Origin of the sequence: Kribbella sp. NPDC006257, assembly GCF_040613535.1 — a bacterium.
GTDB lineage: Bacteria > Actinomycetota > Actinomycetes > Propionibacteriales > Kribbellaceae > Kribbella.
The window spans coordinates 379970-403914 of record NZ_JBEXSJ010000002.1; the positions used below are offsets into that span (position 1 = coordinate 379970).

At 68.2% G+C, this 23945-nt stretch carries 26 protein-coding genes; 8 read left to right on the forward strand and 18 right to left on the reverse strand.

Going from position 1 to position 23945, the window contains the following annotated elements:
* The first annotated feature begins 46 nt into the window (after positions 1–46).
* On the forward strand, positions 47–562 hold the full coding sequence (locus ABZ004_RS04085; RefSeq protein WP_355678263.1) for a MarR family transcriptional regulator: 516 nt from the start codon (positions 47–49) through the stop codon (positions 560–562).
* A 58-nt stretch (positions 563–620) separates the two neighbouring features.
* On the opposite strand, the gene ABZ004_RS04090 is transcribed toward ABZ004_RS04085, so the two are convergent.
* Together ABZ004_RS04090 and ABZ004_RS04095 are read right to left on the reverse strand one after the other, a co-directional pair.
* Positions 621–836, reverse strand: coding sequence for a helix-turn-helix domain-containing protein (locus tag ABZ004_RS04090; protein ID WP_112248247.1), 216 nt, complete (start codon positions 834–836; stop codon positions 621–623).
* Positions 837–968: 132 nt separating this feature from the next.
* Positions 969–2144 (reverse strand): acetoin utilization protein AcuC, encoded by a 1176-nt coding sequence (locus ABZ004_RS04095; RefSeq protein ID WP_355678264.1) that lies wholly within the window; start codon positions 2142–2144, stop codon positions 969–971.
* A 216-nt stretch (positions 2145–2360) separates the two neighbouring features.
* On the opposite strand from ABZ004_RS04095, the gene trpS reads away from it, so the two are divergent.
* Together trpS and ABZ004_RS04105 are read left to right on the forward strand one after the other, a co-directional pair.
* Positions 2361–3329: a tryptophan--tRNA ligase gene (trpS, locus tag ABZ004_RS04100; protein WP_355678265.1), complete on the forward strand. Its 969-nt coding sequence runs from the start codon at positions 2361–2363 to the stop codon at positions 3327–3329.
* Positions 3326–4099 carry an endonuclease/exonuclease/phosphatase family protein gene (locus tag ABZ004_RS04105; protein ID WP_355678266.1) on the forward strand — a complete coding sequence of 258 codons (774 nt, stop codon included), beginning with the start codon at positions 3326–3328 and terminating at the stop codon, positions 4097–4099. Before trpS ends, ABZ004_RS04105 begins: the two co-directional genes overlap by 4 nt.
* Here ABZ004_RS04105 and ABZ004_RS04110 read toward each other — a convergent pair.
* On the reverse strand, positions 4070–4972 hold the full coding sequence (locus tag ABZ004_RS04110; RefSeq protein ID WP_355678267.1) for a TIGR03560 family F420-dependent LLM class oxidoreductase: 903 nt from the start codon (positions 4970–4972) through the stop codon (positions 4070–4072). The two genes, ABZ004_RS04105 and ABZ004_RS04110, sit on opposite strands and share 30 nt — an antisense overlap.
* Positions 4973–5143: 171 nt before the next feature.
* Here ABZ004_RS04110 and infA point away from each other — a divergent pair, with 171 nt between their 5' ends.
* Positions 5144–5368, forward strand: coding sequence for a translation initiation factor IF-1 (gene infA / locus ABZ004_RS04115; protein ID WP_355678268.1), 225 nt, complete (start codon positions 5144–5146; stop codon positions 5366–5368).
* Here infA and ABZ004_RS04120 read toward each other — a convergent pair.
* The 6 genes from ABZ004_RS04120 to ABZ004_RS04145 all read right to left on the reverse strand — a co-directional run bounded on the left by ABZ004_RS04120 (position 5365) and on the right by ABZ004_RS04145 (position 12095).
* Positions 5365–6333: a DUF2891 family protein gene (locus tag ABZ004_RS04120; protein ID WP_355678269.1), complete on the reverse strand. Its 969-nt coding sequence runs from the start codon at positions 6331–6333 to the stop codon at positions 5365–5367. The genes infA and ABZ004_RS04120 overlap by 4 nt on opposite strands.
* Positions 6334–6355: 22 nt before the next feature.
* Entirely contained in the window at positions 6356–7327 is a 972-nt protein-coding gene (locus tag ABZ004_RS04125) for a DUF979 domain-containing protein (RefSeq protein ID WP_355678270.1), read from the reverse strand.
* Complete coding sequence (locus tag ABZ004_RS04130) at positions 7324–8025, reverse strand: DUF969 domain-containing protein (RefSeq protein ID WP_355678271.1); 702 nt, start codon at positions 8023–8025, stop codon at positions 7324–7326. Before ABZ004_RS04130 ends, ABZ004_RS04125 begins: the two co-directional genes overlap by 4 nt.
* Positions 8026–8176: 151 nt before the next feature.
* The gene (locus tag ABZ004_RS04135) at positions 8177–8740 is read right to left on the reverse strand and encodes a hypothetical protein (protein WP_355678272.1); all 564 of its coding nucleotides are present in this window, start codon (positions 8738–8740) and stop codon (positions 8177–8179) included.
* A 61-nt stretch (positions 8741–8801) separates the two neighbouring features.
* The gene (proC, locus tag ABZ004_RS04140) at positions 8802–9611 is read right to left on the reverse strand and encodes a pyrroline-5-carboxylate reductase (protein ID WP_355678273.1); all 810 of its coding nucleotides are present in this window, start codon (positions 9609–9611) and stop codon (positions 8802–8804) included.
* A gap of 9 nt (positions 9612–9620) precedes the next feature.
* Complete coding sequence (locus tag ABZ004_RS04145; RefSeq protein WP_355678274.1) at positions 9621–12095, reverse strand: tetratricopeptide repeat protein; 2475 nt, start codon at positions 12093–12095, stop codon at positions 9621–9623.
* A 116-nt stretch (positions 12096–12211) separates the two neighbouring features.
* Between ABZ004_RS04145 and ABZ004_RS04150 the strand changes: the two genes are divergently transcribed.
* Positions 12212–12547: a hypothetical protein gene (locus ABZ004_RS04150; protein WP_355678275.1), complete on the forward strand. Its 336-nt coding sequence runs from the start codon at positions 12212–12214 to the stop codon at positions 12545–12547.
* 208 nt (positions 12548–12755) lie between these two features.
* Positions 12756–13205: a hypothetical protein gene (locus ABZ004_RS04155; protein ID WP_355678276.1), complete on the forward strand. Its 450-nt coding sequence runs from the start codon at positions 12756–12758 to the stop codon at positions 13203–13205.
* On the opposite strand, the gene ABZ004_RS04160 is transcribed toward ABZ004_RS04155, so the two are convergent.
* Positions 13202–15673, reverse strand: coding sequence for a tetratricopeptide repeat protein (locus tag ABZ004_RS04160; protein WP_355678277.1), 2472 nt, complete (start codon positions 15671–15673; stop codon positions 13202–13204). The genes ABZ004_RS04155 and ABZ004_RS04160 overlap by 4 nt on opposite strands.
* A gap of 48 nt (positions 15674–15721) precedes the next feature.
* Positions 15722–16651, reverse strand: coding sequence for a proline dehydrogenase family protein (locus tag ABZ004_RS04165; protein WP_355678278.1), 930 nt, complete (start codon positions 16649–16651; stop codon positions 15722–15724).
* Positions 16652–16908: 257 nt separating this feature from the next.
* Between ABZ004_RS04165 and ABZ004_RS04170 the strand changes: the two genes are divergently transcribed.
* On the forward strand, positions 16909–17949 hold the full coding sequence (locus ABZ004_RS04170; RefSeq protein WP_355678279.1) for a DUF695 domain-containing protein: 1041 nt from the start codon (positions 16909–16911) through the stop codon (positions 17947–17949).
* Between the two features lie 35 nt (positions 17950–17984).
* On the opposite strand, the gene ABZ004_RS04175 is transcribed toward ABZ004_RS04170, so the two are convergent.
* The 6 genes from ABZ004_RS04175 to ABZ004_RS04200 all read right to left on the reverse strand — a co-directional run bounded on the left by ABZ004_RS04175 (position 17985) and on the right by ABZ004_RS04200 (position 22125).
* Entirely contained in the window at positions 17985–18722 is a 738-nt protein-coding gene (locus tag ABZ004_RS04175; RefSeq protein WP_355678280.1) for an ABC transporter permease, read from the reverse strand.
* The gene (locus ABZ004_RS04180; protein WP_355678281.1) at positions 18719–19441 is read right to left on the reverse strand and encodes an ABC transporter ATP-binding protein; all 723 of its coding nucleotides are present in this window, start codon (positions 19439–19441) and stop codon (positions 18719–18721) included. Before ABZ004_RS04180 ends, ABZ004_RS04175 begins: the two co-directional genes overlap by 4 nt.
* Positions 19442–19506: 65 nt before the next feature.
* Positions 19507–19647: a hypothetical protein gene (locus ABZ004_RS04185; RefSeq protein WP_355678282.1), complete on the reverse strand. Its 141-nt coding sequence runs from the start codon at positions 19645–19647 to the stop codon at positions 19507–19509.
* A gap of 29 nt (positions 19648–19676) precedes the next feature.
* Positions 19677–20315 (reverse strand): TetR family transcriptional regulator, encoded by a 639-nt coding sequence (locus ABZ004_RS04190; protein WP_355678283.1) that lies wholly within the window; start codon positions 20313–20315, stop codon positions 19677–19679.
* Entirely contained in the window at positions 20312–21178 is an 867-nt protein-coding gene (locus ABZ004_RS04195; protein WP_355678284.1) for a sugar phosphate isomerase/epimerase, read from the reverse strand. Before ABZ004_RS04195 ends, ABZ004_RS04190 begins: the two co-directional genes overlap by 4 nt.
* Positions 21179–21192: 14 nt before the next feature.
* On the reverse strand, positions 21193–22125 hold the full coding sequence (locus ABZ004_RS04200; protein WP_355678285.1) for a Ppx/GppA phosphatase family protein: 933 nt from the start codon (positions 22123–22125) through the stop codon (positions 21193–21195).
* A gap of 122 nt (positions 22126–22247) precedes the next feature.
* Between ABZ004_RS04200 and ABZ004_RS04205 the strand changes: the two genes are divergently transcribed.
* Positions 22248–22988 (forward strand): hypothetical protein, encoded by a 741-nt coding sequence (locus tag ABZ004_RS04205; protein ID WP_355678286.1) that lies wholly within the window; start codon positions 22248–22250, stop codon positions 22986–22988.
* Here the strand turns inward: ABZ004_RS04205 and ABZ004_RS04210 are convergent.
* The gene (locus ABZ004_RS04210) at positions 22981–23922 is read right to left on the reverse strand and encodes an NAD-dependent epimerase/dehydratase family protein (protein WP_355678287.1); all 942 of its coding nucleotides are present in this window, start codon (positions 23920–23922) and stop codon (positions 22981–22983) included. The genes ABZ004_RS04205 and ABZ004_RS04210 overlap by 8 nt on opposite strands.
* Positions 23923–23945 lie beyond the last annotated feature (23 nt).

The following is a 23945-nucleotide window of genomic DNA, read 5'->3' on the forward strand; positions in this document are numbered from 1 at the left end:
AAAGCTTTATAGAAAGCTATCACTAAAGGCACTTAGAATGTCAACCATGAGCGACGACAAGGTGGAGCAGTTGGTCTCGGCCTGGGAGCGCGAACTGCCGGAGTCGCTGTTCGCTACGACGGAGCTGACCAAGCGGGTGATGGTGCTCGCCGACGAGCTCGGCCAGGTGACGCGGCGGGTGCTCCGCGATCAAGGGCTGACCACCGCCGAGTTCGACGTACTGGCCTCGCTGCGCCGCGCCGGCGCGCCGTACCGGATGAAGCCGACCGATCTGAGCCGCAGCCTGCTGCTGTCGTCCGGCGGCACCAGCAACGTGACGAATCAGCTAGCCGGCCGGGGCCTGGTCGTCCGCGAAGCCGATCCCGAGGACGGCCGCGGCACCCAGATCAGGCTGACCGAGCAGGGCATCGAGAAGGCTGAGGACGCCGTGACGGCGGCAGCCCGCGCGCACGATCAGATGTGGTCCGGGCTGCCGGCCGAACAACTGGAGGCGGCCACGGTCGCGTTGCGCGCGCTGTTCGTGCACAGCCGCCCGTCGACCCGCAGCAGCATCCGGACCTAGTCGCGCAAGGCGAAGCGGCCGGTTCCCGAAGGAGTCCGGCCGCTTGCGCTTCTCGTAGTTATCCGGCCTGGAAGAAGGCGCCCTTGAGGTAGTCGTGCACGGCGTCCTCAGACACCCGGAACGACCGACCCACCCGCACCGCGGGCAGCTCTCCGGAGTGCACCAAGCGGTACACAGTCATCTTCGAGACGCGCATGGCCGTAGCAACCTCTGCCACGGTCAGGAACTTCACCTCGGCGAGCGGCGACTCACCACCGGACTTCTTTGATGCCATTGCGCACCGCACTTCCAGCACGGGTCGTGCGCCGGCTTCCCCTCCGGCACTTCCGCCCGTGCATGGACCGAGCGTAGTGGCTGTTGGTGCGAATGGGAAAGAGGGGGACTCCTGTGACTGGAAAGGCGACCGTTAGTAGGACGGATCCAGGCCTAACAGTGGGAAGGAGATGTCGCGGGTGGCTTTGATGGAGCGGTCCAGCCAGGTGTCCGGGTTGTAGCCGGTGGACCAGTCGGCGTACGCCGCGTCGCGGCCGTCGGTCATCCGCGACGGCGCGATCCGCCCGTACCGGATCCGGACGTCCTCGCGCCAGGCCTCCGGCACCGCCGCAGACGGCTCGATCGGCCGGCCGGCCACGATCGCCAGCAGGTGGGTCCAGGCCCGCGGGACCACATCGATGATCGCGTAACCGCCACCTCCCGTCGCGATCCATTTGCCGTCGCAGACCTCATGGGCCAGGTCATGCAACGCCTGGTACGCCGCTCGCTGCCCGTCGATCGTCAGGGTCAGATGCGCGAGCGGATCCTCCACGTGCGAGTCGCACCCGTGCTGCGTGACGAGCACCGACGGCCGGAACGCCTTCACCACATCCGGCACGACCGCATGGAACGCCCGAAGCCACCCGGCATCCCCGGTCCCCGGCGGGAGCGGCACGTTCACGGCGCTGCCTTCCGCACCCGGCCCGCCGGTCTCCCCCGACGTACCGGTGCCCGGAAACAGCGTCGTCGGCGACTCGTGCAGGCTGATGGTCAGCACCCGAGGATCGTCGTAGAACACGGCCTGCACTCCGTCGCCGTGGTGCACGTCGACATCAACGTACGCGACCCGCTCGGCGCCGTGATCGAGCAGCCACTGGATCGCCACGGCCGGGTCGTTGTAGACGCAGAACCCGCTGGCCATCGCCGGCATCGCGTGGTGCAGCCCGCCGGAGATGTTCGCGGCATGCAGCACATCGCCTTCCCAGACAGCCCGGGCAGCCTCGACCGACGCACCGACCACATGGGCGGACGCCTCGTGCATCTGCGGGAAGCAATACGTGTCGTCGGTGCCCAGACCGTGCTTCAGATCCGGCTCGTCGGGATGCTCACCGGCCCGCTTCACCGCGGCGATGTAGTCGGCCGTGTGGACGGTCCGCAAGAGTGCGTCGTCCGCGACCGGCGCGGGCACCACCTTCAGCAGATCCAGTACGCCGAGCGCCCGGGCCAGCCGCACGGTCAGGTCGACCCGGATCGGGCTCATCGGATGCCCGTGCCCGAAGTCGTACGCCGTCAGCCCCTCGTCGAAGACCAGCATCGCCTCACCACTCATGCCCCGACCTTAGGCCACCAACCCCACCCGGTCCTGTCCAAGACTTGCGCGGGGTTGGCGTTCCGGGGCTATTCTTGGTGCCGTGAACACGACCGTGCAGCTGTGGTGGGCCGCCTGACTGGCGGACCCCCAGCGTTCACGCGCATCCAGAGGCCGCCTCGCCGAGGCGGCCTTTTTTGATGCCCTCGAGCGAGGCCAACCACGAAAGAAGGCATCATGACCTCGCTCTCCGGCATCACCCCGTCCGGCCGGCTCACACTCGGCAACCACCTCGGCGCGCTGCGCCGGTTCACCGACCCGGACGGCTTCTACTTCGTCGCGAACCTGCACGCGATGACCACGAAACACGATCCGCGCCGGCTCGTCGCGCTGACCCGCGAGATGGCGACGCTGATGCTCGCCGCCGGTCTTCCACCGGGCACGGTGTTCGTCCAGTCGGACGTCCCCGCCCACGCGCAACTCGCGTACCTGCTCGAATGCACTTCGTACGTCGGCGAGCTGTCGCGGATGATCCAGTACAAGGAGAAGGGCAACGGGAGACCGATGACCCGGGCCTCCCTGTTCACCTATCCATGCCTGATGGCGGCCGACATCCTCCTCTACGGCACCGATCGCGTCCCGGTCGGTGGCGACCAGGACCAACACGTCGAGCTGGCCCGCGACGTGGCGATCCGGTTCAACCGCGAGTACGGCGAGACGTTCGTCGTACCGCAACTGCAGAAGGCCGCGCTGGCGATGCGGATCAAGGATCTGCAGAACCCGACCGCCAAGATGAGCAAGTCCGACGAGGACAACGCGCTCGGCACGATCCGGCTGCTCGACCCGCCGGACGTGATCCGTCGCCAGGTGATGCGGGCTGTCACCGATTCCGAGTCGGAGGTCCGTCACGACGAGGCGGCCAAGCCCGGAATCACCAACCTGCTGGAGATCCTGGCCGCTTGCACCGAGGGGGACCCGGTCGAGCTTGCGAAGGCCTACCCGACGTACGGGGCCCTGAAGACCGACACGGCGGACGCCGTCCTGGCCGTGATCGAGCCGCTGCAGAAGGAGTACGCGCGGCTCGCGACCGACCCCGGAGCGGTCGACGAGATGCTCGCCGAGGGACGCGATCGGGCCATCGAGGCGAGCCGGCCCCGACTCCAGGCGGCGGTCCGCGCGATGGGTTTGGCAGGATCTATGGGGTGAAGCAGCTACGCGTGGCGACCTTCAACATCCGCAACTCCTCCGCGCCCGACGGTGACAACGCCTGGCCCGTACGCCGGGAGGCCACCATCGCGGCCATCGAGGCCCTGGATGCCGACGTGGTCGGGCTCCAGGAGGTGCTCCCGGACCAGCTGGATTACCTGCGCGACCGGTTCGCCGAGTGGGGCGTCGTCGGCGCAGGCCGGGACGACGGTGTGCGCGCAGGTGAGCACTCCGTCGTCCTGATCCGGCCGGGCGACTGGCTGGTGGAGTCGGACGAGACCCGGTGGTTGTCCGCCGAGCCGTCGACTCCTGGCTCGGTCGGCTGGGACGCACACCTGACCCGGATCGCCACGCTCGTGCGGCTGCGGCATACCGACGGCACCAGGGTCGGGGTGGCGAACACCCACTACGACCACGCAGGGGAGATCGCCCGGGTCGAGTCGTCGCGCCTGCTGGCCCAATGGATCGCGGCCGAGCCGTCGGTGCACTGGATCCTGATGGGCGACCTGAATGCGACGCCGGACTCGGCACCGTTGAAGGCACTCACAGCAGCCGGGTTGCTGGACGCCGTACCAGCGGCTGAAGGCGGAAGCGAGCATGGCGACTTCACCGGCGCTACCGATGGCGACCGGATCGACCACATCCTCACCGACAGCTCCTGGCGAGTTGTCGACGCACGCGTCTCGCACTACCGGCCAGCCGGTCGCCTTCCCAGCGACCACTGGCCGGTAGTCGCGACGTTAGAGCTTGTTGAAGACCTCTTCGCGTAATTGCTCCAGCGCGTCGAAGCGGCGGGATCCCTGGCCCAGCAGGCCATCGGGGACCAGGAACTCGTCGATACCGGCGGCTGGGTAGCGGGAGACGATGTCCAGCACGTAGTCGGCCGAGCCCATGATCGTCGGTCGGCCGGCGGCGGTCAGCCGGTCGCGCCGCTCTTCGGCCTCGGTGTCCCCGGCGGCGACGATCTCGATCATTGCCTGGGTCGAGCGGCGGACCGTCGACGGGTCGCGGCCGATCTTCTCACAGTGCTCGCGGAACACTTTGCCCTTGTGCTCAGCGACATCCGGCAGGCCCCAGTGGTTCCACTCGTCCGCGTACTTCGCAACGATGCCCAAGGCAACCTTTTCACCGGAGGCTCCGATCAGCAGCGGAAGCTTGGCCGGCTTCGGCTCCAGCGGAGCACCGGTCAGCTGGTAGTACTTGCCGTCGAAGGTAGTCCGCTCCTGGGTGAGCAGGCCGGTGAAGACCTGACAGGCCTCCTCGAATCTGGCCAGCAGCTCCTTCACCGGCGGCAGGTCGATCCCGTAGACCTCGTGCTCGTTCACCTGCCAGCCGGCGCCGATGCCGAGCACGAACCGGCCGCCGGACATCTGGTCGAGAGTGGCCGCCGCGTTCGCGACCACCGCGGGATGCCGGTACGTGTTGCCGAGCACCATCGAGCCGAGCCGCACCCGCTCGGTCCGGACGGCGAGTCCGCCGAGCAGGGCGAGACACTCGTTCATCGGCAGCGACAGGTCGCCGTTGTTCACCATGAAGTGGTCGGCCATCCAGACGCCGTACCAGCCGGTCCGCTCGGCGTACTCCGCGCCGTCGAGAATTTCTTGCCAGGTCCGGGCGGCACTGGGCCACAGAGAAAAGTCCATGCGCACCACCATAGGCAGTTGGTACCTTGGGTGCCGACCGTGCCATCCCGCTTGGAGGTGAGACCCCATGAACGCAGTATCAAGGGTGCTCCCTCCCCTGCCTTCACGGTCTGGCGACTGACACAGGTCTCGCCGGGAGCGCCACCGACGCACTCCCGAGAGGTGAGACAGATGGCACGCAAAGCAGGCGCGATCGAGTTCGAGGGCATCGTCGTGGAGGCCCTCCGCGACGCCACCTTCAAGGTGGAGCTGCCGAACGGGCACGTGGTGCTCGCGCACATCAGCGGGAAGATCCGCAAGAACTACATCAAGATCATCCCCGAGGACCGGGTCCTCGTGGAGCTCAGTCCGTACGACCTGACCCGCGGGCGGATCCTCTACCGCTACCGCAACTAGTCAGCCTGGTTCGCAAGCAGGGCGAACGAGACCAGCCAGTGCGTCGACATGAAGTCCCCGTCGGTGACAGTGGGCAGCACTGCTTCGATCTGACGGTCGGCACCCGCCCGGAGGACACCTGCGACCTCCGGGAGAGTGGCGGCGATCTTGCGGAGCTGCCACGCCCGAGACAGCGCCAGACCTGACAGATGCGCGAGTTGCCCGTCGCCGGAGTCATCGGTGACGGGCACCTCCAGCAGATGCTGATGCGCGTCCACGCCTAGCCCTGGCAGGAAGGCCTTCAGCCAGTCGGTGAACTCTGCAGCGGGCAGCACCCGGCGCATCAGCTCTGCCTCGGACAGTGCGGGCGACAGGAAGTCCGTCCCCGACGGTTCGAAGCGAGTGTCGTACGCCGTGTCGTTGTGGAACCAATCGACTGCGCGAGCCCGGATCGCGTCGACCACATCGCGACGGCCGAGGTCGTCGTACGCCTCCAGCAACAGCGCCAAGGCGAAGGCCGAGTTCAGGTGGGCGCCGTGCCGGACCGGGTACGCCTGGCGTGGCAACCAGTCGAGCACGAGCTGGGCGATCGTGTCGCCGAGCGGCGCTGTCGCCTCCGCCCACTGCGACTTGCGGGTGGCCGCAACCAGCATCGCCGCCCAGGCCCAGCCATAAGGACGCTCGTACGACGGACGCTCCCGCAAGTACGCCGCTTCGGTCGCGATCGCCTCGGTGGTCAGCCGTCGATCCAGCAGCTCGATCGGCCGGCTACCCACGTCTTCCGGTGCCAGTGCCAGCAGTCGGACCAGCGACCATTGCATGTGCGCGCTGGAGTGCCAGTCATAGGACCCGTGGAACGCCGGGTGCAGGCGATCCGGGGTCACATCGACATCCTCCGGCCCGCGCGAGGCGTGCGCAGCGCCGTACGGGTAGGGCGTTTCAAGCACCTCACAGGCGATCGTGGCCCAGCCGGCGGCGTACTGCATCTCTGTCCTCGTTTCGGTCAGGTCAGAAGGCGAAGATGTACATGATCACGATGTTGCAAGCCAGCAAGGGGATTGCGGTCGGGATCTGGGCTTTGATCGGCCCGTATTGATCCTTCATCTCCAGCAGCGCGGCCGGCACCAGGTTGAAGTTGGCGGCCATCGGCGTACAGAGCGTGCCGCAGAAGCCGGCCAGCATGCCGACCGCGAACACGACGGCCGGCGTGCCATGGAACTGCTGAACCAGCAGCGGCCAACCGACCGCGGCCGTCATCACCGGGAACGCAGCGAACGCGTTGCCCATCACGATCGTGAAGATCGCCATCCCGATGCAGTACAGCGCGACCGCCGCGATCAGGGATCCTTTGGGGACCAGATGATCGGTGATCCGGCCGACCGCCTTGCCGACGCCGGAGGCCGTGAACAGCAGACCGAGGGTGGCCAGCATCTGCGGCAGGATGGCGGCCCAGCCGATGTGCTCGAGCAGCCGCCGGCCCTCGTGCATCGGGACGGCGGGAGAACGCGGCCGGAGCAGTGCGAGCCCGACCACCAACGCGAGCAGGGATGCGACGCCGAGGCCGATGATCGTGCCGAACCCCGTCTCCAGCAGCGGCTTGCCGTCACCCAGCTTCACCTTGGCCAGCCAGGCACCGAACAGCGCCGCGACCACCGGGATGACCAGTGCGGGCAGGAACAGTTTGTTGCCGAACCGGTCCGCGAACGCCACCCGCTCGGCCGGCGTCGTCGTCTGCTCCTGACCCTTGCCAGGAAAGCCGAATCCGGCCAAGACGGCCAGGCCGATCACCGCGATCCCGAGCAGCCAGGACGGCGCCGACTTGTGCACCACGAGGGTGCCGTAGCCGAAGGACAGCCCGAGGATGCCCCAGAACGCCGCGCTGCCGATGCGCTTGGGATTCGTGCGATCGTTGAACACCTGCAGTGCGATCAGCAGGAAGAAGATGCCGCAGATCCAGTAGAACCACTCGACCTTGATCACTTGGCGACCTCCTCGGCCTCGAGGCCGGCCTCGGCGGCGAGCTTGTCCAGCTGCCGATCGAGATACAGCAGCCGGGCACCGTGCAGGAGCAGGGCGCAGATGCCGGTCGGGATCGCCCAGACCGCGATGTCGATCGCCTCCAGCTTGAGCCCGTACGTCGCGTCGACGAACCCCGTGATCAGCAGGATCGAGCCGATCGCGACGAAGATGTCCTCGCCGAAGAACAGGCCGACCGTGTCGGCGCTGGCGGCGAAGCCCTTGATCTTCTCCTGCAGCTTCTCCGGGAGCTTGCCGTAGCGGCGCTCGGCGGCACCGGCCGCCATCGGATGGATCAGCGGCCGGACCGCCTGCGCGGGTCCGCCGATACTGGTCAGGCCGAGGGCGGCGGTGCCCTGCCGGATCACCAGGTAGGCGGCCAGCAGCCGGCCGGTGCTGACCACCTTGAGCTTGCCGATCAGTTTGCGGGCCTGCTGCTGCAGGCCGTAGCGCTCGATCAGCCCGATCACGGGCAGCGTGACGACGAAGACGGTGATGGAACGGCTACTGGCGAAGCCGTCGCCGAAGGCGTTCAGGATCTTGACCGGTGACAGGCCGCCGATCAGACCGGCCACGATGCCGGCCGCGGTGACGACCAGCATCGAGTTGATCCGGAGCGCGAAACCGATGACGACCACCGCGATGGCGAGCAGAACCCACATGGTTCCTCCCAGGAACGAACGTGCCCCGCTTGGATGCGATTCACGTCACCTTAGAGATTGTTGAACGATCCTGCAATGGATCATTCGAACAACATCATTCCGGGCATGCGGAAACGCACGACTCGGAACGAGCCGTGCGGTTCGCGTCGGTTCAGAGCAAGTGCCAGCGGATCAGGAAAGCACCGACGGCGAGGATCAGGTAGATGAGCACCAGGAGTGCGCCGAGACCCGGGTGCGGCCGCGAGCGGCGTACCGGCTTGTCGGCGGCCTGCACGCGGGCGGCTTCCATCACGGCCGCGACGTAACCGGGCCGGCCCTTCGCGATGCCGTTGATCTCGTTCTCGTCCTTGCCGCTGGTCAGCACGACCGCGTCGTCGACGACCTCGATCTGGTCGACATCCTGCCAGGCCAGGCTGCGGACGAGCAGGCTGGTGCGCGCCCGGACCGCGGTCTCGGTGAGATCGACGCGGTACAGCACGACGCCGCCCGCGACCCGGACCACCGAGGCGCCGATGATCGTGAACAGGGTGACCGCGAGGAAGTCACGGGCGCCCATCCAGAGCCAGGAGTTCAGGATCGGCATCGCGACGAAGGGCAGCACGAACAGCGTCCAGGCCCACCACGGCGCCGGATCCAGCGGTACCCGCCAGGGCAACGCGGGGATCTGCTCGGCGACCTCCTGGTCCGAACCCTGCTGAGCTGGCTGACCCGACATGACTTATCCCTTGAAAGGCGCAGGAGTGCGGCGCTCAGAATAACCTGTCGATGCTCAGGTATTACTCAGCGGCTAGCGCTCGTGACCGATTTCGGGCCGCCTCGATCGCGGACAGGAACGCAGCACGCACCTTGTGGTCCTCGAGTTCCCGTACTGCGGCCGCCGTGGTGCCGCCCGGGGAGGTGACGCGTTCGCGCAGTACGGTCGGGTGTTCTCCGGTCTCGCGCAGCAGCTTCGCCGACCCGAACAGGGTCTGTACGACGAGCTCGGTCGCCGTGGTCCGCGGCAGGCCCATGTGCACGCCGGCCTCGATCATCGACTCGACCACGAAGAAGATGTACGCCGGACCCGAACCCGAGATCGCGGTGACCGCGTCCTGCTGCTTCTCCGGCACCCGGATCACCCGGCCGGTCGCGGCCAGCAGGCCCTCGGCGAGCACCAGGTGGCTCTCGTCGCAGTGCGCGCCGCGGGAGATCGCCGCCATTCCCTCGTCGACCAGGGCCGGCGTGTTGGGCATCACCCGGACGACCGCGACGCCTTCGGGCAGCCGGGACTCGATGAAGCCGGTGGTGATTCCGGCGGCCAGCGAGACCACCGTCTGGGTCGGCTGGATCACCGGGGCGATCTCGGCGAGCAGCTCGGGCATGTCCTGCGGCTTGACGACCAGGACCAGCGTGTCCGCCTTGGCGGCCGCCTCCACGTTCGTCACCACGTCCACGCCGTACCGCTCGCGCAGCTCGGTCGCGCGTTCCTCGCGGCGCTCGGTGATCAGCAGCTCCCCCGGTCGCCGCCCCGCGCGCAGCAACCCGGACAACAACGTCTCACCCATCACACCGGCGCCGAGGATGGCCACCTGCCCGTTCGCACTCATGTCCTCAGGTTAGCCGCGCCGCCGCCCGGCTCCGTCCGAATTCCACCCCGCGGGCAGGCTCTGGTCGGCGAGTCCTCTGCGGGCGCGGGCTATCTCATAAGGATCGGCCAGCGACTCGGCGTCCACCAGGGCCAGCTGGTGCTGCTCGAGAGCTTCCTGGATCCGGCCCGCCCGGCGTAGGGAGAGCCCGAGGTCGTTGCGGATCTCGACCATCAGCGCCCGATTGCCCGTCTCGACCGTCAGATCGAGTGCCTCCTGCTGCAGCTGTACGGCGGCGGCCGGGTCGGTGGCGAGCTTGACTTTGCCGAGCAGGTTCGTGCAGTCAGGAATGTTGGTCCGGAAGTCCAGCTTGTGCGACAAGACCAGCGCGGCCTCGCCGTAGTCCGTTGCTTCCTTCAACAAACCCATGCGTTCGTAGGCGATGCCCAGATTCACCAGGGCATACGCCTCCTCGAAGGTGTTGTCGCCCAGCCGCCGAGCGGTGAGCAGACTTCGCTTGAACTCCACTAGCGCCTCTTCGGTGCGGTCGAGTCGCAGCAGCGCCCACCCGAGGCCGCCCCGATTCGTGCAGACACTCGTGATGTGCAGCGCTCCTTCTTCCTCGAAGATCGCCAGTGCCTGCTCGAAACAGTCGATCGCCTGCTCGTAGTGGCCGAGCCGGAAGTGGCCCAGGGCAACATTCCCGAGGCACCGGGCGACGCCTTCGCGGTTGCCGAGCTTGCGGGTCAGGACCAGTGCTCGCTCGTAACAGGCTCGCCCCTCGGCGTACCGGCCCTGGCGCCAGTAGACGCAGCCCAGGTTGTTCTCGGCCCGGCTGCGCGTGATGTCCTCGTCGGCGACGGCTACCGCAGACTCGTGCAGCACCTGCGCCTCGCGGAAGTAGCCGGAGGTGTCCAGGTAGTAGTGGATCGATCTCGACAGGTCAGTGACCGGCAGCGGCCTGCCGAGCTCTGCAGCACCACAGGCGACCGTGATCAAGGTGGTGCGCTCGGTGTCCAGCCAGGCACGTGCCTCGTCCCGGGTCTCGACCGGAGGGATCTCGTATCCGGGGTCGTCGACGATCTTCAACCGGCCGCCCTCGTGCGGTGCATACCCGACCGCTGCTCTGCCTGCTGTCCAGCGGTAGTAGTCGAACAATCTTGCCAATGCGTCCCTCCTGGCCGTCCCCTGGTCCTCGTCCCTGGACCGGTCGCTGGCGAAGACCCGGACCAGGTCGTGCAATCCGTAGCGACCTGGTGCACCCGACTGAACCAGGCTCGACCGGACAAGGTCGGCCAGCTGGCGTTCCACGTCCGCGCGGGGCTGATCGGCTGCGGCAGCCACGGCGTACGAGTCGAAGTCTCTGCCGGGGTGGAGTGCTAGGAGACGGAGCAGTCTCCGTCGCTCGGGTGGCAAGGCCTCATACGACAGGGCGAGGGCTGGGCCGACCTGGTCTTCCAGCCGTAGCCGCTCCCGGTGCTCGGTCAGCCGCTCCAGATGATCTACCAGAGTCCAGCCGGGCAGGTCGGTCAGGCGAGCGGCCACTACCGCCAGGGCGAGTGGGAGATGCCCGACCAGCTCCGCGATGCGCAATGCGGTCGCCCGATCGGTCGCGATCGTCTCCTGGCCGACGGTCTCCGCCAGTAGCTCAAGTGACTCCTCAGGGCTGAAGACCTTGAGTGCCAGGGACTTGATGTCCGGTGAGCCACCGAGTTGATATCTGCTGGTGACAAGGGTGATGCAGTCCGGACCTGGAGCGAGCAGTGGAGCGACTTGGTCTTCACTGGCCGCGTTGTCCAGCAGGACGATGGCTTTGCGTTCCGCTGCGAGTTGCTGGAAGCGTCGTACCCTGCCGGCAAGCTCCAGGCAGAGCACCTGACTGCCTGGCACACCTAACCGACGCAGGAAGCCCTCGAGTACTGCGGCGGGATCTGCCGGCGGCCTGTCGGGGTCGAAGCCGCGGAGATCGACAGAGAGCTGCAGGTCGGTGCCCTGACCGTAGGCGAGCAGTCGATGCGCCAGATGCCTCGCGAGTCGCGTCTTACCGGCTCCGGCCATGCCGCCGATCACGAAGCGCGTCGTACCTGCCCGGTAGGCCTTGAGCAGGTCCTCGATCTCTTGAGATCTCCCGACGAAGGCGTCCTGGTCCAGCGGGATGCTGTCGGCGACTGTGACGATCCCTGCCTCGCCCGCGCGACCGACGACCACCTGATGCGCCTGCCGCCAGCTCGCGACGTGCGACTCGTCGTTCAGCAGCGCTGCGGCGATGTCGACCACCAGCTCGACATCCAGCCGGCTCCGGCCTGGCTGCAGGCAGCGATAGACAGTGTTGTACGCCGGTAGCTCGCTGACGCGGCGCCGGCGCCTCGACGCCGTCACCCGGCGGTGGATCTCGTGGTACGAAACCCCCGCCCAGCTGTGCAGCTCCCGCAACCGCGCGACGAGCTCGTCCGCGGTTCTGACCCCGTCCGGTGTGGGTGGTGCCGACGCCCCTGTTCGCCTCACAGCTCCTCCTCCGCCGTACCGCCTGGTCGAGTTTGGTCGAGAACTGCGACACCGGCAACGGGAACCAGCAGGGTCGGTGTTGCCCGACCGGGCACGAAGAGTGAGGAGTACTGACCATGCGTGCACGAACCTTGATCGCCATCGGCGGACTGACCCTGGCCGGCACCGGACTGGCGCTGCCCGCGAACGCCGTCGACCCCGAGATCGTCACCCGCACCGCGGCCGAGGCAGCCGACGTCTGCGTGGGCAACGCCGGCGCGACCTTCCACGTCACCAGCTGCTACAACCGGGCGCCGGGCAACCAGTACCGGGCCGGCGTCAACTGCACCAACACCAGCTGGATCTGGGGCCCCTGGCGCAACCAGACCTCGGACCTCAGCAACAAGTCCCGCGTCGACTGCCCAGGCGCCGGCACCGCCAACAACTGGGCCATCCAGTTCCGCACCGTCTGACCCACCTCCCCCCGGCCCGGACCCACCCCCATGGGCCCGGGCCGGTCTGCGTCCGGTTGTCCGTGCGCTGACGGCTGACCGATCTTGACCGGAAACTGCGACAGCGGGTGGCGGCAACCGCGAGGGTTTCGGGCGAACCACTAGTCCCGGCCGGCGCACTGCTCGGGCGGACTGGTGGTGCCGCCTACATCCACCTGGGAGAGCAAGAATGAGCTTCAAACTGCGCACCGCGATCGGTGTGGGAGCGGTCGGCCTCGCAGCCGTCATCGGCACGACTCCGGCACTCGCCCTCGACGGGCACGTCTACAACAGGGAGATCACGCCCGGGCACACGGACGCGGGAGCAAGCGCCGCCGCGGACCTCAAGTTCGGGTCGACGACCCACGTCACCTACACCAACTTCACCGTGAACGACATCTGCCCCGGCGACGGTTACCGGGTCTTCGGCCGGGCCGCCGCGGTGCTGTCCGACGGCAGCACCATCTACGGCGCCAAGCACTACGACGAGGGCGGCTGTGACTCCGCCGCCTGGAAGTCCACGGACCCGCTGTACCTCGATACGAGCAAGCGGATCGTGAAGGCCGGCATCCAGGCGTGCGTCGACCTCGGCAGCACCAACGCTTGCGCGACCCCGACGTACCGGGACAACCCGCACTAGGTCAGCAAGGGGGTCTCGGTACCTTCGGGGGTACCGAGACCGCCGTACAGGGTTGCCGCCCGGCTCAGCTCCGAGCGGCCGCCGGCGCGATCGCCCTGCCTGACAAGGGCTTTCCCCAAGCCCTGATGGCTGCGGGCCCGCTCGTACGGATCTCCCAGCTCGACAGCGATGGTCAGCGCGGCGCGATGCAGCCGTACGGCGTCGTCGGCGTCGCCTAGCTCGACCTGGGTCGACCCGAGATCGTTGAGGGCCTGAGCCTCGCAGTCCTGGTTGCTCATCTCGCGAGCGATCGCCAATGCGGCCTGTTGGGTCTGACGAGCTCGCTCCAGTTCACCCTGCTTTCGGAGCGCCCTGCCGATCGTGAGCAGGGCATAGGCTTCGCCGACCCGGTTGCCGACCGTCTTGGCGATCTCTGCGGCCGCCGAAGCCTCGGCAACTGCTGCTGCCGTCTCGCCCAGTCCGAGCAGGGCCAGCGCGCGCCCGTTGCGGACCCGGCCCTCGGTAGGCCGGTCGTCGATCTCGGCCAGGATCTCCAGGCACTGACTGCTGTGCTCCAGCGCATCCCGATACCGGCCGAGGCGTTCGTCCAGGTGTACGACGTTCTGCAGCGCCTGCGCGGTCGCCAGGCGCGAGCCGATCTCGTGGCAGATCTCGATGCTCGTCCAGTACCCAGCCAGTGCTTCGTGGTAGTCGCCGGATCGCTCGTTCACCAGGCCGAGGTTGATGAGAGCGCGGATCTCCTCGCGCCGGTCGCCGGCTGCCGCTGCGATCCCCAATGCCTCTTGGTAGACGTTCCTGGCCTTGCCGAACGTGCCGAGCCGCCAGTACGCGACTCCAAGGCTGCTGAGTGCACGGCCCCGCGCAGTACCGGCCGCGACGCGTACTGCAGCCTGGTGCAGCTTCTCCCCGTCCGTGTACTGGCCCGTGTCATCGAGGTAGCGGTAGAGAATGCCGGAGAGATCGGCGACGTGGTCCGGCCAGCCGTGCTCGGCGGCGTACAGGCCACAGGCGATCAGGTTGATCCGTTCACTGTCCAGCCACAGGCGTGCCGCTCCGCGGTCCGCGAAGACACCAGTCGTCTCGGCGACTTCTGGACGCCACGCTGCCTCCTGCGGCGCATACATAGTCATCGCCGCAGCAGCCGTACGCCGGTAGTGATCCAGCAACGCAGTGGAAGCGTCTCTCCGCAACCGGGCGGGCTCGTCGTCCCTCACGCGCTGTGCCGCGAATACGCGGACCAGGTCGTGCAGGCCGTAGCGTCCAGGCGATCTGCGCTGAAGCAGGCTGCGGTCGGCTAGCTCCTCGAGTTCTGCTTCGGCAGTGGGAAACCCTGTCAGTGCGGCCGCGGCTGCGGCATCCCAGTCCTCGCCAGGGTGTAGCGACAGCCGTCTGAGCAATCGGCGATGATCTGCGCTCAGTCCCTTGTAGGACTGCGCAAGCGCGACCTCGATCTGGTCGTCCAGCCGCAGTCCGCGACGGCGATCCGCCAACCGGTCCAGGTGATCGGTGAGCGTCCATTCGGGACTGGAGCCGATCCGCCCGGCGATCAGTGCGAGTGCCAGCGGCAGGTGACCGGCGTACTCGGCTAGCTGCCGCAGGGCCTCGGGATCCTGATCCTGTCCGAGCTCTCGGCGTAGTAGCTGCACGGACTCGCTAGAGGTCAGTGGTTCCAATGAGACGTTCACGGCTGCCGGCAGATTTTGCTTGGTTCTGCTGGTGATGAGGACCGTGCTCCCGGGAGTGCGGGGCAGTAGCGGGAGTAGCTGATCGGTGGACGCGGCGTTGTCCAACAGGATCAGGGCACGTTTGCCGAGCAGGAGGTCGCGGAACCTCGCCGTACGGGCCTGCAGGTCGAGTCCGGCCAACTGACCGCTGCGACAACCGAGTGACTTGAGGAAGACGTCCAGCACCGCACCGGGATCGGCGGGCGATCGCGCGGGATCGTCGCCGCGGAGGTCGACCGCGAACACCACCGCCCGCGGCATCAACCGGTGCGCCGCATGGACGGCGAGGCTGGTCTTGCCGACCCCGGCCATGCCGTCGATGACGACCACCACCGGTTCTTCCAACGCCGGCTGGCAGATTCGGCGCAGCTCTGCTTCACGACCGGTGAAGCCCGGCCGCTCGTCCGGCAGCCGGTCGGCGACGTTCACCACCGCGGCATCGGCCGCCGTACCGGTGATCGCCTGGAAGGCCTGCCGCCAACTCGCAGCCGCCTGATCATCGGTCAGCGCCCGGACGACATCGACCACCAACTCGACGTCCAGCCGGCTCCGCCCCGGCTGGAGACACCGATAGACGGTGTCGTAGACCGGAACCTCGGCGACCCCGCGGGCCGTCCGTGCTCTGACGATCCGCCGGTGCAGTTCCCGGTACGAGACGCCCGCCCACACCCGGAGCTCGCGCAACCTGGCCGCCAACTCGTCCAGGTCGCGAGCACCCTCCGGGCCTGGCGCCCCAGTACTCACAGTCCGGCCGGTCCCCACCGGCCGAACAATAGCCCGGCCTGGACTCCGCTACTTCTTGCTGATCAGGGAGCGGGCGAAGAACTGGAGGTTGGCGGGGCGCTCGGCGAGGCGGCGTACGAGGTAGCCGTACCAGTCTTCGCCGTACGGGATGTAGATGCGCATGGTGTGACCCTGACCGGCCAGGCGGAGTTGTTCTTCAGGCCGGATGCCGTAGAGCATCTGGTACTCGAAGGAGCCAGGCCGGCGCCGGGACCGGTCGGCCAGCGAGCCGGCGATCGCGATCAGGCGGGGGTCGTGGGAGGCGATCATCGGGTAGCCGTCGCCCTCCATCAGGATCTTCATCGCCCGGACGTAGGCCTTGTCGACCGACCGCTTGTCCTGGTACGCGACCGACTCCGGCTCCTTGTAGGCACCCTTGCAGAGCCGGACCCGGGAACCCTCGTAGGCCAGGTCGCGGCAGTCGCCCTCGGTACGCCGCAGGTAGGCCTGCAGCACGGCACCGGTCTCGGGGAAGTCCTGGCGGAGTTCGCGCAGGATGCCGAGGGTGGAGTCCGTGGTGGTGTGATCCTCCATGTCCAGCGTCACCGTCGTCCCGGCGTTGCGGGCGGCGTGGCAGATCGAGCGGGCGTTCTCCAGCGCGATCTTCTCGCCGTCGCCGGGCAGCGCCTGGCCGACGGCGGACAGCTTCACCGAGACCTCGGCGTGCGCGGTCAGGCCGGCCGCGGACAGCTGCTTCAGCAGGGTCAGGTACGCCTCGGCGGTCGCGGTCGCGGCGGCGACGTCGGTGACGTCCTCGCCGAGGTGGTCGAGGGTGACGTTCAGGCCGGTGCTGACCAGCTTCTCGGTGGCCAGCACGGCCTCCGGAGCGGTCTCGCCGGCCACGAACCGGGCCACGATGCCGCTGGAGACCGGCATCGCCGAGACGGCCTTCTTGATCTGGGGGCTGCGGGACACGCCCAGCAGGATTCGCCGAAGCACTTCGCGTTCCTCCTCGTTACCCGTCCCACCCGGCCCCGTATGCCGCGATGTATCAGGGGTGTCAGCAGGCTACGCGGCTGGACTCCAGGCCCCCTAATCGTGTGGCCGGGACCACACCAGTATGCCCACTGGTTCGGGTCCACCAGCGGCCCGTACGGCGGGGCGCGGGCTGGGCTGGTTCGGCGCCGCCCCGTACGTTGGACGGGCAGGGTCACCGCGGCAGGCGAGGTGATCCCCGATCAGGAGAGGATGCGGCAATGCGGATCTTCAAGCGTCGCCGTACCCAGGCTGCGCCGGCCGACCTGATCGGCGAGTTCTGGAGCTGGTGGCAGACCACCGGTGCCACCGAGATCGCCGAGGCGATCGCGGTGCGGGACGTGACCGCCGCCGGCGCCGTGCTGTCCGACCGGGTCCGCCGCATCCACGACAACCTCGACTGGGAGCTGGGCCGCGGCCTGCACGCCCGGCACGTGCTGATCGTCACCGCCGCGGGCGACCCCGGCACCCGCGGTATCGCCCGCCGCTGGCTGCGCGCCGCACCCGCCTCGGACGACGTCTGGGAGTACGCCGACATGCGCCGGCCGTCGCCCGATGCCGGGATCAAGTTCGACGGCATGCCGCTGGTCTCGATCGACGCCGCGCTCGTCACGATCGAGCCGGATCGCCGCGAGGCCGCGCTGCACGTCGAGGTGCACCACCCGACCTTCCCGACGCTGCCCGACGAACTCCGCAAACGGGTCACCTTCCTGCTGCTCGACCTGGTCCTCGGCGAGGAGCTGGTCGAGACCTGGATCGGCGCGATCAGTACGGCGCTCGAGCCGCCTGCGAACGCCGTACCGATTGCCGAGCTGCTGCCCGCGGTGGCTTCGTTCGCCGCGGCGCATGTCGCCGACGACGGTGGGCCGAGCTGGCGGTTGATGGAAGGCGAGACGGCTGACGGTGATCGGCTGGTCGCGACCGCGATGGTCCCGCTGCGGTCGATCCAGATGCCGCATCTGGATACTCATGTCGCCGTCGAGGTGCCGTACAAGGCTGCGCGCGAGGACGGGCTGCCGCAGGACGAGACGCTCAGCCATCTGCGCGACTTCGAGGATCACCTGACCAACCGGCTCGGCGATTCGGGCCGGCTGCTCGCCCACGAGACGGCGGCCGGGTCCCGGATCCTGCACTACTACGTGGACGGCACCACCCCGGCCGCGGCCCAGCTGCAGGCCGCGGTCACCGGCTGGCCGGACGGGCCGGTCACCCTGGCCGTATCCGCCGACGCCGGCTGGGAAGACGTCCGCCACCTCACCTGAGCTTCAGCCCGTACGCCGCTTCTTCGTGCAGAACCTCAGGCGGTACGGCGTTTCAGGGTGGCCGCGCCGACGACCAAGGTGCCGACCACGAAGGCGGCGACCACCAGCGCGTCACCGCCCACCCCGGAGCCGAAACCGTTGCCCTTGGCAACTCCGACCACCGCGTCCACGGCGTACGAGAGTGGCAGGACGTCGCTGACGGCATGCAGTACGCCGGGCAGCCGGTCGCGTGGGATGAGCAGCCCGCAGAGCAGCAGCTGCGGAATCATCACGGCCGGCATCATCTGGACCGCCTGGAACTCGGTCGCCGCGAAAGCACTCGCGAACAGGCCGAGCGCCGTACCGAGAACGCCGTCGAGGACAGCGACCAGCCCCAGCTGCCAGGCGGAACCCCGGACGTCGAGGTCGAGCGCGTAGAGCGAGATCGACACCACCACGACCGCCTGGATCACGGCGATCACGGCGAACGCGAGCGCATACCCGAGCAGGAAGTCGAGCTTGCCCATCGGCAGCGTGAACAACCGCGAGAGCGTGCCGGTGGTCCGTTCCCGCAGGGTCGCGACCGACGTCACGATGAACATGATGATCGACGGGAAGACCGCCAGCAGCGGGCCGCCGACCCGGTCGAAGGTGCCGGGCGAGTCGTGGAACATCCACCACATCAAGGTCACCAGCAGCGCCGGCATCACGATCAGCATCGCCACCGTCCGGTGGTCGCGACGCAGCTGCGCCAGCACTCGGGCGGCCATCGCGAACGTCACTCGCAGCGTCATCGGACTCCTGCTTTCCGGTCGATCAAGGTGAGGAAGGCCTGCTCGATGTCGTCGGTGCCGACCGATTCGAGCAGCGCGGCCGGGGTGTCGTCGGCCAGCAGGTCGCCCTCGCGCATCAGCAGCAGGCGGTCGCACCGAACGGCTTCGTCCATCACGTGGCTGGACACCAGCAGCGTCACGCCCGCCGCGGCCAGCCGGTGGAACAGCTCCCAGAGGTCGCGGCGCAGCACCGGGTCCAGCCCGACCGTCGGCTCGTCCAGGACCAGCAGCTCGGGGTCGCCGAGCAGCGCGGCGGCGAGCGATACGCGGGAGCGCTGACCGCCGGACAACCGGTCCACCCGGGCGTCGGCATGACTGCGCAGGTCGACCGCGTCGATCACCCGGTCGACGTCGGCGGCGGCGATGCCGAGGACCGCGGCGAAGAACCGGAGGTTCTCGGTCACCGTGAGATCGCCGTACACGCTCGGCTCCTGCGTCAGGTAGCCGATCCGGCCGCGCAGTTTGGTCGCACCGGCCGGCAGGCCGAGCACCTCGACGGTGCCGGTGACCTTGGCCTGCAGCCCCACGATCGCCCGGATCAAGGTGGTCTTGCCGCAGCCCGACGGCCCCAGCAATCCCGTCACGGACCCGACGGCGAGGTCGAACCCCACGCCGTGCAGGACTTCCCGCTCGCCGCGCACCACGACCACGTCGCGACACGTCACCGCGTTTTTCACCATGCGATGAATTTAACCCACCCACCCCACCCCCACAAGACCCGACCCCCCGCACCCCCCCGCCACCCTCAACCCATCATCGGTCCCTTGATCCCCGGCGTGTTGCCGTTCATCGGTCCCGAGAAGCCAATGCCGTGACCGTGACCGGTGCCGGTGCCGGTGCCGACGAGGAACTTCGGACCGATGAACGGCAACACGCCGGGGATCAAGGGACCGATGATGGGGGTTGAGAGGTGTGTCAGGCGGTGAGGAGGTGCTGGATTACTGGGGCTAGGCGGTTGATGAGGTCGGGGATGGGGGCGGAGGCGACCGGTTCCAGTTCGACCAGGTAGCGGGTCAGGGCGAGGCCGACTAGTTGGGTGGCGACTAGGGAGACTCGGAGGCGAGCATCCGGGGTGTCGAGTGCCTGCGCGACCGGGCCGATGATCATCTCGGTGATGCCTTCGCGCATCTGCCGGGCGACGTCGTCGCTGGTGACGACGCTGCGCATGATCGCCTTCATCCGCTGCTGACCGTCGGTGGACTCCCAGACGCCCAGGAAGGTGGTGACGATCCGGCGGCCGAGCTGGTCGCGCGGTCCGCCCAGGATCGTCGCGGCGATCTGGCGGGGGTCGATGGGCAGCGCCATCGACTCGATGAAGAGTTCGTCCTTGCTGTCGAAATAGTGGTGCACGAGGGCGGCGTCGACACCGGCCTCACGGGCGACCCCGCGCATCGAGGTGGCGGCGAATCCCTTACCGGCAAAGGATTCCCGGGCCGCCCGGAGAATCTCACCCCGGGTATCCGGCCCACCCGGCCGACGCCCCGGCGTACGGGAAGACGAAGGGCGGGCGGACGGCGTACCGGAGGATGGCGTACTGCGGGAACCGGCCGTCATGGGGTCAGCTCCGACACCTCTCCGTCGCTGGTCACGGCGAAGGCCGAGCGGCGGGAGACGGCGTCGGCGGTCCGGACGAAGTGCTTGCGGGTGAACTCCAGCGACTCGACCAGATCGATCTCGCGCTCGGACCGGCTGGAACAGCGCCGGGTGTTGATCTCGATGATGATGTGACCACGGAAGTCGTTGTCCGCAAGGCCGTTCAGCAGATCAGCAGCGCGCTGAGTGCCACGCCCCGGCACCAGATGCTCATCCTTCGCCGACCCGGTGCCGTCGGTGAGGTGGACGTGCTTGAGGGTCTTGCCCATCGTCGCGGCGAGCTCGACGCAGTCCTGCTCGGCGGTCGACGAATGCGACAGGTCGAGCGTGGTGTGCGCGTAGCTCTGCTCAGTCGGGTCCCAGCTCGGCGCGTACGCCTGCAGTCCCTTGCCCGGGGCGCGCCACGGGTACATGTTCTCGACCGCGAAGACGACGCCGGTCTCGGCCTCCAGCCGGGCGATCCCCTCGACGAAACCGCGGGCGTAGTCACGCTGCCACCGGAACGGCGGGTGCACGACGACGACATCGGCACCGAGCTTCTTGGCCGCTTCGGCGCTGCGCTCCAGCTTCTCCCACGGATCGGTCCCCCAGACCCGCTGGGTGATCAGCAGGCAGGGCGCGTGGATCGCGATCACCGGCAGGTGGTGGTAGTCGACCAGCCGTTCCACCGCGTCGATCTGGGTGCTGAGCGGATCGATCCCGACCATCAGCTCGACCCCGTCGTACCCGAGCCGGGCGGCCAGCTCGAAGCAGCTGGCGGTCGACTCCGGGTAGACGGAGGCGGTGGAGAGGCCGATCTTCGCGGTGGGCTTGCGGGTGTTCATCACGGTGCTTTCGATTAGCGGGGTTGCAACTGGTCGAGACGGGACAGGATGACGCCCTCCCGCAGGGCCCACGGGCAGACCTCGAGCGAGGTCAGGTCGAACAGGTCCATCACCGCGTCGGCGACCAGCGCGCCCGCGACCAGCTGGGTCGACCGCCCGGCCGAGACTCCGGGCAGCTCGGCCCGCTCGGCGGCCGTCATACCGATCAGCTTGGGCATCCATTCACTCAGGGCGTCCCGGTCGAGCGAGCGCGGCACATACGGCCCCTCGTCGGACGGGGGCGCCCCGCAGATCCTCGCCAGCGACCGGAACGTCTTGCTGGTGGCGACGGACCGCTGTGGCTTGCCGGCCCGCAGTACGTCGCCCGCAACAGCCGCCATCTCCACCCGGATCCGCTTGCGCAGAGCCCGTACTTCGTCCTTGTCCGGCGGGTCCGCCGTCAACGACTCGCGCGTCAGCCGCCCGGCGCCCAGCGGAACGGAGACGGCGACGGTCGGCTCCTCGTCGGACCCGGCCGCGATCTCCAGCGATCCACCGCCGATGTCGAACACGGCCAGCCGGCCGGACGACCAGCCGAACCACCGGCGTACGGCGAGGAAGGTCAACCGGGCCTCGTCCTGGCCGGTCAGCACCTGGAGATCGACCTCGGTCTTCGAGCGGACCTTGTCCAGCACCTTCTCGCCGTTCGGGGCCTCGCGCAGTGCCGACGTGGCGAAGGCGAGGACGGACTCGCAGCCCTTGTCCTCGGCGAGCTCGGCGGCCTCGGAGATGAAGGAGACGAGTTCGTCGGCGCCGGACTGGGCGATCCGGCCGTCCTTCTCGAGGTGTTCGGCGAGCCGCAGCTCGGTCTTGTGCGAGTACGCCGGCAGCGGCGCGGCACCACGATGCGCGTCCACCACCAACAGGTGGACGGTATTGGATCCCACGTCGAGTACGCCGAGCCGCATACCCTCCACGCTACTGGACCCGGACTGGTCACCCGGTCCCTGTGCGGCGTCCTGTCTCAGAATTGACTCTCCGACGGGCGCGCAGTAGCAATGGATCGCAGGTAAGGACGTACCCTTTCCAGGTGCCTGAGGTCTCTCTCGATTTCCCCCGTGCCTTTGTCGAGTTCGTCGATCCGGATGACGCCGACCAGGTGTTCCGCTGCGACCTGACCTGGCTGACGTCCAACTGGACCTGCATCTTCGGCGGTGGTTGCCGCGGCATCTACAAGGGCCGCCCGAACGACGGCTGCTGCACGCTCGGCGCGCACTTCTCCGACGAGGACGACGAGAAGCGGGTCAAGGGGTACGTCAAGCAGCTCGGCAAGGACGACTGGCAGTTCCGCAAGGAAGGCAAGACGAACGGCTGGGTCGAGACCGACGACGACGGCGACCGCAAGACCCGGGTCTTCGAAGGCGCCTGCATCTTCCTGAACCGGCCGGACTTCCCGGGTGGTGGCGGTTGCGCGCTGCACGGGCTGGCTCTGCAGAAGGGCGTGCACTTCGTCGAGACGAAGCCGGACGTGTGCTGGCAGCTGCCGATCCGGCGGACGTTCCGCGAGGTCGAGCGGCCCGACGGTACGTCGTACACGGAAGTCGGTATCGGTGAGTACGACCGGCGCGGGTGGGGTCCGGGTGGGCACGACCTGGACTGGTACTGCACCGGCAACACCGAGGCACACATCGGCGTCGAGGCCGTCTTCGAGTCGAGCAAGGTGGAGCTGCAGACACTGATGGGGCTCAAGGCGTACGACGTACTGGCTGAGCTGTGCCGTCAGCGACTGGAAGCCGCGAAGCCGTTGCTGCCGCACCCAGCTTCTAAGTGAGCTTGTTGTTCTCCACTAGCCAGGCGAGTGCGTCCAGGGCTGTCTCCAGCGGGGAGTAGCGCGGGCGGAAGCCCAGGAGTCGCGCGGCCTTCTCCATCGAGCAGTGCGGGCTGTGCGCGATGTGATCCCAGGTCGCGGCGGCGTCGCGCTCGGGGACGGTTTCGGCCCACTCTGCCCAGGGCAGGTAGGTGAGATTGGGTTGCTGCCCGAACCAGCGCGCGACGCCCTCGGCGTACCCGCGCAGTGTCATCGCACCGTCGGCGACCGCGTGGAAGCTCTCGCCGATCGCGACGGATCGGTTCGCCAGTGCGGCGACAAATACGCCCGCGACGTCAGCCGCGTGGACGTGCTGAACGGTCTCGAGGCCGAGGTTGGGCAAGGCGAGTTCGGCGCCGTCGGCAAGCTTCTTGAAGACGCTGACATCGAAGTGGCCGGCCGGGTTGAGCGGGGCCCAGCCGGGGCCGCTGATGTGCCCGGGATGGATGACCGTCGCGGGCAGTTGGGGCTTGGTCAGCAGGTAGCGCTCGATGGCGGCCTTCTGGATGCCGTACTCGCCGAACGGTGTCCGCGGCGCGTCTTCCTTGGTCGGTACGACGGTGCTCGGACCGTGCACCCAGATCGTGCCGCAATGCAGCAGGTGCGCGACCTCGCCTTGGAGCGCCTCGGCGAGCTGCCGGGCGCTGTCTTCGGTGAAGCAGATGAGGTCGATCACTGCGTCCGCTTGCAGATCACGGACCCGTCTGCCGAAGGTCCCGGCGGCGTCCTCGGCGGTGCGATCGGCTTGCTGCAGCTCCACCTGACGCCAGGCACCGCTGTCCTGGTACGGCGTACGTTCACCGCGGCTCAGGACGACGACCTCATGGCCACGAGCGACCAGCTCGGGGATCAAGTAGGTGCCGATATGACCGGTGCCGCCGATGACCACGATGCGCATGATGTCGAGCGTAGAACCCCAGG